This is a genomic window from Actinoplanes sp. NPDC048791 (assembly GCF_040650095.1).
GTDB lineage: Bacteria > Actinomycetota > Actinomycetes > Mycobacteriales > Micromonosporaceae > Actinoplanes.
Genome location: NZ_JBEZGQ010000984.1, coordinates 1 through 3092, shown reverse-complemented (window position 1 = coordinate 3092; position 3092 = coordinate 1). Strand labels below are relative to the sequence as shown.

Annotated in this window: 3 protein-coding genes; 1 reads left to right on the top strand and 2 read right to left on the bottom strand. The window is 71.1% G+C overall.

Annotation, left to right across the window (positions count from 1 at the left end; genetic code table 11):
- Positions 1 to 154 precede the first annotated feature (154 nt).
- Positions 155 to 1597: a glycosyl hydrolase family 79 C-terminal domain-containing protein gene (locus AB0C29_RS40855; protein WP_360832444.1), complete on the bottom strand. Its 1443-nt coding sequence runs from the start codon at positions 1595 to 1597 to the stop codon at positions 155 to 157.
- Between the two features lie 131 nt (positions 1598 to 1728).
- Between AB0C29_RS40855 and AB0C29_RS40850 the strand changes: the two genes are divergently transcribed.
- Positions 1729 to 2424: a phosphatase PAP2 family protein gene (locus AB0C29_RS40850; RefSeq protein ID WP_360832441.1), complete on the top strand. Its 696-nt coding sequence runs from the start codon at positions 1729 to 1731 to the stop codon at positions 2422 to 2424.
- A gap of 5 nt (positions 2425 to 2429) precedes the next feature.
- On the opposite strand, the gene AB0C29_RS40845 is transcribed toward AB0C29_RS40850, so the two are convergent.
- Entirely contained in the window at positions 2430 to 3071 is a 642-nt protein-coding gene (locus tag AB0C29_RS40845; protein WP_360832438.1) for a hypothetical protein, read from the bottom strand.
- Between the last annotated feature and the right edge of the window lie 21 nt (positions 3072 to 3092).

The following is a 3092-nucleotide window of genomic DNA, read 5'->3' as shown; positions in this document are numbered from 1 at the left end:
TGGTGCACCCCACCGGCCCCCGGCCGCCGGTCGATGCGGGCAGGCACCGCCGTGGGCGGGGTCATGAGGTCCGGCCGCGGCGGGACGGCTTGCGCGGGCGTCGCCACGGCCAGCACGGATACAAAAGCGATGACGGTACGCATGACAGCCCCGTTCAGCGGTCGAGGGTGATGACGGCGGCGCTGCCGGCGGCAACGTCGAGGGACAGGGAGCCGCCGCGGACCCGGGTGACGTCGGGACGCCCCGGCCGCAGGTGCCCGGAACGGTCGACGGTGGCGCCCTGCACCGCCGTCGGTTCGGCGCCGAGGCTCTCGCCGGTCATCCGCAGCACCTGGCCGCGCCGGTCGCGCCCGCCCACGTTCAGGGTCACGGTGACCGGTGTCGCCGACGTGTCGTCCTTCTGCACCACCGCGACCCGCAGCTTGCAGTCGTCGCCGCGGACGGCGTACGCGGTGATGTTGCGCCCCGACGAGACCGTGACCGGCAGGAATTGGCCCGGACCCACCTGCCGGGCCATCCACAGCCCGTAGTAGATCGGCATGGCCCGGTAGATCTGGGCCGCCTCGTCGGCCTTGTCCGCCGCGCAGATCGGCGTGTAGCGCTGCCACTTGCCGTTCCAGATGGGCTCGTTGCAGACGCCGAGCCCGCCGTGGATGTTGACCCCGGCCAGCCCGGCCTGGGCCATCTGCAGGCTGTAGTCCAGTCCCCACAGCGCCGAGGCGTACTTGTTGCTGACCCCGTCGACGCCGCCGCTGTAGGCCGAGTTGGCCTCGTCGATGCGCATCGGCAGCCCGGCCGCTTGCGCGGCGGCGAGGTTCTTGGCCACCGACTTGAGCTGGTTGGTGACCGTCTGCGGGGCCAGCAGCGTCGCGATGGTGGCGTCCGGGCCGGAGCTGTACTGGTGCACGGTCAGCATGGCCATCCGCTCGTGCTCGTCCCGGGCCAGCGAGGCCGCCCAGTCCGAGGAGGTGCCAGCGGTGTCGGGCCCGGCGATGCGGTGGTGCCCGACGGCGTCGGCGCAGGCCAGCCAGTCGGCGTGATAGTCCGGGTACGCGTACCCGGCCGGGCGCAGCGCCTTGCCCGCCCACTGGTCCGGCTCGTTGCCGCACTCGACGGCGACCAGCCGGCGGCCGAGGATCGCGGTCATCGCCGCGGCCTGGTCGGCACCGAGCTCGGCGTCCCAGCGGCCGACGTTGATGCCGACCTCGGTCTTCCAGCCGGTCGTGCGCAGCAGCGTGTCCAGTCGCCGGATGTCGGCCGGCCGCACGACGTCCTGCACCCACTCGGGCAGCGGATCGGGAGCCTGCTGCCCCTCCGGCACCCAGAGGGTGTCCCGGTCGAGGGTGTTGCCGGCGATCCGCAGGTTGCTCGGGCCGAGCGTGCGCAACAACGCGGCGGTGTTGCCCTTGGCGGGGTCGAGGTTGCCGATGCCGAGCTCGCGCATCTCGAAGGAGAGCCCGACGAAGTCGGCGGGCAGCCGCCCGGCCGGATGCCGGGTGTCGACCGTGATGGTGACCGGATCGGGGGCGACGGTGGTGGGCGTGGGTGACAGCGCCAGGACGGCGGTGGTCAGCCAGGCAACGGATGAGAACAGCACGGGGTACTCCTCGGGCAATCGTCGTGGCTCGATGCCTATGGGAGGCGGAGCATAACACCGTGTCTACGTACAGGAAACGCGTCCACATATGTGTATGGATTCAGAAGACGCTTCTGGGGTAGAGAGGGAAGATGAAGCTCGGCATGCGGCTCACGACGGCGTCCGCCCTCGCCCTGCTGGGGCTGGTGCCGTTCGCGCTGATCGCCGCACTCGTCGCCGGCGGCTGGCCACCCCTGCACGACCTCGACCGGGCGGTCACCGACTCCCTGCACACCTGGGCGCTGGGCCATCCGCACTGGACCGAGGCCAACAAGTGGTGGACCAACATCTTCGCCCCGATGCCGCTGCGGGCGGCGGCGCTGATCCTGGTGATCTGGCTGCTCCGGCGCCGGGCGAAAAGGCTCGCACTGTGGGCGGTCACGGCGATGGCGGTCGGCGGCGTACTCGGCGCACTGCTCAAGCTGCTGGTCGGCCGGCACCGCCCCGACCTGCTGGACCCGGTCGCCCGGGCCACCGGGTATTCGTTCCCGTCCGGGCACGCGCTCAACGCGGCCCTGACCGCCGGGGTGTTCGTGCTGGTGCTGCTGCCGGTCGCCCGCGGTGCGAAACGCTGGGTGCTGTGGGGCTCGGCGATCGCGGTGACGGTGCTGACCGGGCTGAGCCGGATCGTGCTCGGCGTGCACTGGACCAGTGACGTGGTGGCGGGCTGGCTGCTCGGGATCGCGGTGGTGGCGGTGACGGCGGCGGCGTTCCCGCGGCTACGGGCGGAACGGGTTGTCGAGGAAGGACTGGAGCCGGAGCTGGCGGACGCTCAGCCACCCCGCTGAGCGGCTCACTCCGGCACCTTCCAGGCGCGCACAGTGATGGTCATGATGCCGTGACCGTTCTTCTCGGTGACCGAGTCGACAGTGATGATGGCGAGCATCTGCGCGATGCCCCGCGCGGCAGCGTCGTTCCGGGACGTCAGCAAGCACAGGTTGAGACCACCGGTGGGGGCGATCGGTGACCGCGCCGGAGTCGTCCTGATGTTCTCCAGGCAGTCAGCTGGAGTGGCATTCTGACCGGAGACCTCTGCGAACGGCAGTTCGGTCTCGAGAACGCCGGGAACGCAATGGCTGTAAGTCACCGCGCCGCCGACGCCGCCAAGAACGCGTGGCTCTTCGAAGTCGATCGAGATTCCTTCGGAGGAGTTGCAGGTCTGGGTTTCCAGGCGTAGGTGCTCGTCCTGATACGCGATCGCGAACTCGGCGGTGGGACTGATGTCTCCGGGTGAGGTGGTCGCCCCCGGCTCTGACGTCCCAGTGGGCGGATCGGCCGGATCCGTCGTCGGTTCGGGAGCCGGCGCCGTCTCGGCTGCCGCTGGAGGCAGGGGGCGCTCGTTGGCGCTGGTGGCCAGCGTGGTGGCCTTGTCGCTGCGGCCGAGCGCGATGGCCGCGATGACGACTCCGGCCAGGCCGACGACCAGCGCGAGCACCGCGACGACCAGGGTGGCCAC

Bases quoted from the DNA above. Each gene is read 5' to 3' on its own strand.
- AB0C29_RS40850 (WP_360832441.1), top strand. From the start codon at position 1,729: ATGAAGCTCGGCATGCGGCTCACGACGGCGTCCGCCCTCGCCCTGCTG.